The organism is Tahibacter amnicola (assembly GCF_025398735.1).
In the GTDB taxonomy this organism is placed as follows: Bacteria; Pseudomonadota; Gammaproteobacteria; order Xanthomonadales; family Rhodanobacteraceae; genus Tahibacter; species Tahibacter amnicola.
The window spans coordinates 4082805-4087787 of sequence record NZ_CP104694.1 but is presented as its reverse complement, the minus strand read 5'-3'; the positions used below and the strand labels follow the sequence as shown (position 1 = coordinate 4087787).

Below are 4983 nucleotides of genomic sequence, written 5' to 3'. Positions count from 1 at the left end.
CGCTCGGCGGATACATCCATCGCCTGGTTGTGCCGCCCCCCGAGTCGGCGTGCGAGTCGACCGAAGTGTTTTCGCTGTGAACGTTTCCCTGTCCTTGAACGCCCCGTCTTTGGGCATGCCTTGTCGCTGGAGCCGTACCGATGCATTCCACCCTGCCGCTCGCTGATTTCCTGCACGACCTGCGCCTGCGCCAGATCCGCCTCAGTGAAGAGGGCGGCGAACTGCGTATCGAGGCACCGCGCGGCGCGGTACTGGCCGACGATGTGGCGGGCCTGCGCCGGCGCAAGGCGGAACTGCTGGAAAGCCTCCGGTCACGCCACACCATCGGCGACAACGTCGTGGCGGCCTTTGATCGCATCGTGGCGGCTCAGGGCGATGCACTCGCGCTCGCCGGTACGCAGGGTTCGCTGACCTATTCCGAGCTGGGCGCGCGCAGTGACCAGATTGCAGGCGCGCTCGCCCAGCGTCTGGCGGGCCGCGAAATTCGCATCGGTCTATGCCTGCCGCGGGGCATCGAGCGCATTGCCTGCATGCTGGGCATTCTCAAGAGCGGCGCGGTCTACGTGGCCCTGGACGACGCCTGGCCGGCCGAACGGCTGGTGCAGCTTTCCCGGGCCGGCGACATCGAGGTGCTTGTCACGGATCTGGCGACCTGTGAGTCCGTGTCGGACCAGGGGATTTCAATTCCCACCCTGAGCGTTGCCGATCTTGTCGCGCAGGGCGATGCCGTGCGGCCGGTGCTGCCGCTGCATCCGTGCCAGCTGGCCTACGTGGTGTTCACTTCCGGCAGCACCGGCGTGCCAAAGGGGGTCATGATCGATCACGGCGCGCTGGCATCGCTGGTGGCCTGGCACTGTGCCGAATACCTCACCCAGGTCGGCCCTGTGCGGGCCTCGCACGTGGCCGGGCTGGCATTTGACGCGCACGTGTGGGAGTTGTTTCCATACCTGTGCCGCGGCGCCAGCGTGCACCTGCCAGGTGAGGCGGAACGCCGCGACCCGCGCGCCCTGGCGCGCTGGATGGACGCTGAGCGCATCACCCACGCGTTCCTGCCGACGCCGCTGGCCGAAGCGGTCATGCAGCTGGGGACATCCTTCGGCCAGACCCTCCAGGTGCTGCTGACCGGCGGTGATGTGTTGCGATCCGGTGTGGCTGAATCTGCGCGGTACCGTGTCTACAACCACTACGGCCCGAGCGAAGTGACGGTCGTCTCGACGGGCTGTCCGGTGGATCCGGGTGTAGCGGTGCCGCCAATTGGATTTCCCATTGCCGGTGTCACCGCGGCCGTGGTCGACCCGCAGGGTGCACCCGTTCCCGCGGGAACGGTCGGTGAGTTGTACCTGGGTGGCGCGTCGCTCGCCCGCGGTTATCTCAACAATCCGCGTGAGACGGCGCAGACATTCCTGCCTGACCCGGCCGCGCACGGACAGCGCCGTTATCGCTCCGGCGATCTGGTGCAGCTACGCCCGGATGGGCAGCTGCGATTCGTGGCACGCAACGACGCGCAGGTGAAAATTCGCGGCATTCGCATTGAACCGGCGGAGATCGAACGCCGGATCGCCGCGTATCCCGGCATCGAGGCGGTCGCGGTGGTCAAGCACGACGATCGCGAGGATTGTCTTGCGGCTTACTGCGTGATCGGCGCCGGTGCCAATCCCGACGGTGGTTTCGTCGCGGATTGGTCCGCGCTCTACGATGCCACCTATGCACGATCCGCGACGACCGCGCCCGGTGCCAACTTCGTGGGCTGGCTGAGCAGCTTCGACGGCTTGCCGATTGCGCCGGCGCACATGGAAGAGTGGGCCTGCGAAACGACAGCGCGTATCCGTGCGCTCGGGCCGCGGAACGTGTACGAGGTCGGCGTCGGCACCGGCATCCTGCTGCACCGCCTGCTACCCGACGTGCAGCATTACAGCGGGTGCGATATTTCGCAGCAGGCTATCGCGGCGATCCAGGGTGTGCTCGGTGACGCCGTGGGGCCGGTACACCTGACCCAGGTGGCGGCCGATGCTGCGCCGATCGGGGCAGAGGGCCCCTGCGATACCGTGGTGATGAACTCGGTCAGCCAGTACTTTCCCGACGAACACTATTTCGACGCCGTGCTGACGCACATGGCCGATCGTGTTGACCGTGATGGCGCTCTGTTTGTCGGCGACGTGCGTGACCTGACCCTGGCGCGCGCCTTCCACGCGGCAGTGGCGACGGCGAAGGCCAAGCCCCTCGACACGCCCGCGCAACGGCGTGCGGCAGCGGAATCGGCCCTGGTGCGCGAAAACGAATTGCTGGCGTCGCCGGCCTTCTTCCACCGCTGGGCCCGGCGTCGCGGCGGGCATTGGCAGGTGCTGATTCTGCCCAAATGCACCGAGGCGCCGACGGAGATGACGCGCTTCCGCTACGACGTGGTCCTGACCGCGCGTGACGAGGCGATGTTGGCCGACGGCCAGGTATTTCATGCGGACGCGGGCGCGGACATCGACGCGGCGCAATCCCTGGTGGATGAAGCGCTGCAGTATCCGGCCATCGGTGCGCTGATTGAAGGCATTCCACTGCGCTACGTCGTCGCCGACATCGATCTGGCCGATGCGCTCTGGTCAGACCAGGCTCCCGCGATACTGCGCCAGGGCCTGTCGCCAGCACGCATTCTGCGTCAATTCGAACAGTCCGGCTGGCGCGCGCGGGTCGTCGCCAACGGCCAGCGGGCAGGGTGTTTCGCACTGCAGGCGACCCGTTCGGCCGCGTGGCCGGCCCTGCCCGACGTGGTGGTCCCCGAAGGTCCGCTCTGCAATACGCCGGCACGCACCACGCAGCGCGAACAGATCGTGTCGGACTTGCGCGCCCAGTTGCGCCGGGACCTGCCCGAGTACATGGTGCCGTCCTGCGTGATTCCGCTGGCGGAACTTCCGCTCACGGCCAATGGCAAGATCGACCGGCGCGCACTGGCTGCGCGCCCGCTGCCGGTGCGTGATGCCGATACCGGTCCGCTCACGCCCCTGGAGCGTCTCATCGCCGGCTGGTGGTCCGAGGCGCTGAACGTGAGCGGGATCGGTCGCTCGGATAGCTTTTTCGACCTGGGCGGACATTCCCTGCTGGCGATCCAGATGGTGGGGAAGGTCGGGGTACAGACCGGTATCGAGATTCCGGTGCACCTGGTGCTGGAGTCACCGATCCTGTCCGACTTCGCGCTGCGCCTGACCGAATGGATTGGCGGTGAGGCGGTCGTGCAGGAAGTGCTGGCACTGCTGGTGGCCGGCGAGCAGCAGAATGCGGTCGCAGAACCGGCCTGAAAGCGCACAAAACCCTGGAAACATCCCACAGAGTGAGTTCCGTCGTGTCCGATGCCCCCCTGTACCTGAAGCCCTCCGTCCAGATGGAACCGCTGTTCAACAGCTGGTATGCATGGGGCATGCTCGTATCGCCGGCGACCTCGGCGATGATCACGGCCAATCTGCATGTACGGGTGCTGGAGTCATACCTGCAATTCCCGGATCTGCACCGTCGCGCGGTGGCGGACCAGGCCATGAAGGGCGGCATGTTCATGGACTATGACGGCGACATCGCGCCCGTGCAGGCGTTGCTCGACCGCACACGCGAGCACCTGGCTGGCAAGCTGGCTTTTGCTGCCGCGGTCAAGCAGCTCAACGAACTGCTCGCAACCAAGACAGATGGCCAGTCGCTGGCCGGCTTGTACGAAAGCGTTCCTCAGCCGCTCAAGGGCTATGTCGAGCTCGTCTATGACCTGCACAACCGGCCCGGTTTTCGCCTGGTGGAGGGCATGTTGTACGACAGTCCGAACTACGATGAATCGCTGCAGTCGGTGCGATTTTCTGATATCGCCTGCGACGACCGTCCGTTCGTGCTGAGCAGTCCGCGTTTCGCGAGCGCGGACGATGTCGATCTTCACCTGCCGTTCCGCTCGCCGCTCGTGGACGCGCTGGCGGCGCTGCGTACCCGGCCGACGTCACGCGGGCAGGTCGTCCAGTGGCTGGTGGAAGCGGGCGCGAACGAGGCCCAGCAGCAACGCTTTCTCTCCCTGCTGACAGACGTTGCGCCACCGCTGGATCCCCAGCGCCACTACAGCGGCGATGGCATCCGCGTGCGCTACTTCGGGCATGCAACCGTGCTGGTGCAGTACGCCGGGTTGTCGATCCTGATCGATCCGGCGGTCAGCACGGCGTCCGAAACGGGACTGGACCGTTACAGCTTCTACGACCTTCCCGATGCCATCGATTACGTCCTGCTGACCCACAATCACCAGGATCACGTCATGCTGGAAACCTTGCTCCAGCTGCGCCACAAGATCGGCTGTGTCGTCGTGCCGCGCTCGGCGTCGGGGCCGTTGCAGGATCCTTCCCTGCGGCTGATGTTGCGGACGATCGGGTTTGCGAATGTCATCGAACTGGACGAATTCGAGACGCTGACGGCGGGCGCGGGCGAGATCATCGGCTTGCCCTTCTTCGGTGAGCATGCGGATCTGGATATCCGTTCCAAGCTGGCCTACGGCATTCGAAGCGCGGGCCGCGGGCTGGTATTCCTGGCCGATTCCAATGCGCTGGAACCGCGCTGCTACGCGCACATCCGGCGGCGCGTGGGCGACGTTGATGCGCTCTTTATCGGGCTGGAATGCGATGGCGCGCCGCTGTCGTGGCTTTATGGGCCGCTCTACACCAGGCCCGTCCAGCGCGCGGTCGACCAGTCACGCCGGCTCAATTCCTCGCACAGCGAATCGGCCATGCAGATCATCGACCGCCTGGCGCCGGAGGCGGTGTACGTGTATGCGATGGGCCTGGAACCCTGGCTCGGGTACATCTCCAGCATTTCCTACAGCGACGACTCGCGCCCGATTGTGGAATCCGACCGCGTTCTGGAACAGTGTCGCGCGCGTCAGCTGCCCGCAGAACGGCTGTATCTGAAGAAGGAGTTCGTCCTCAGCACTGTCGTGCGCGAAGAAATCTGACCGACAGACCCGTCGAGCTGGCCGGCGCG

The 4983-nt window shown here is 65.8% G+C and carries 2 protein-coding genes; both read left to right on the top strand.

Features of this window, described 5'->3' with window-relative positions; translation table 11 throughout:
- Nucleotides 1-140: 140 nt before the first annotated feature.
- A complete protein-coding gene (locus tag N4264_RS16050) occupies nt 141-3284 on the top strand; it encodes an amino acid adenylation domain-containing protein (RefSeq protein ID WP_261693248.1) in 3144 nt (1047 codons plus the stop codon).
- A 44-nt stretch (nt 3285-3328) separates the two neighbouring features.
- Nucleotides 3329-4954 carry an MBL fold metallo-hydrolase gene (locus N4264_RS16045; RefSeq protein ID WP_261693247.1) on the top strand — a complete coding sequence of 542 codons (1626 nt, stop codon included), beginning with the start codon at nt 3329-3331 and terminating at the stop codon, nt 4952-4954.
- Nucleotides 4955-4983: the final 29 nt, after the last annotated feature.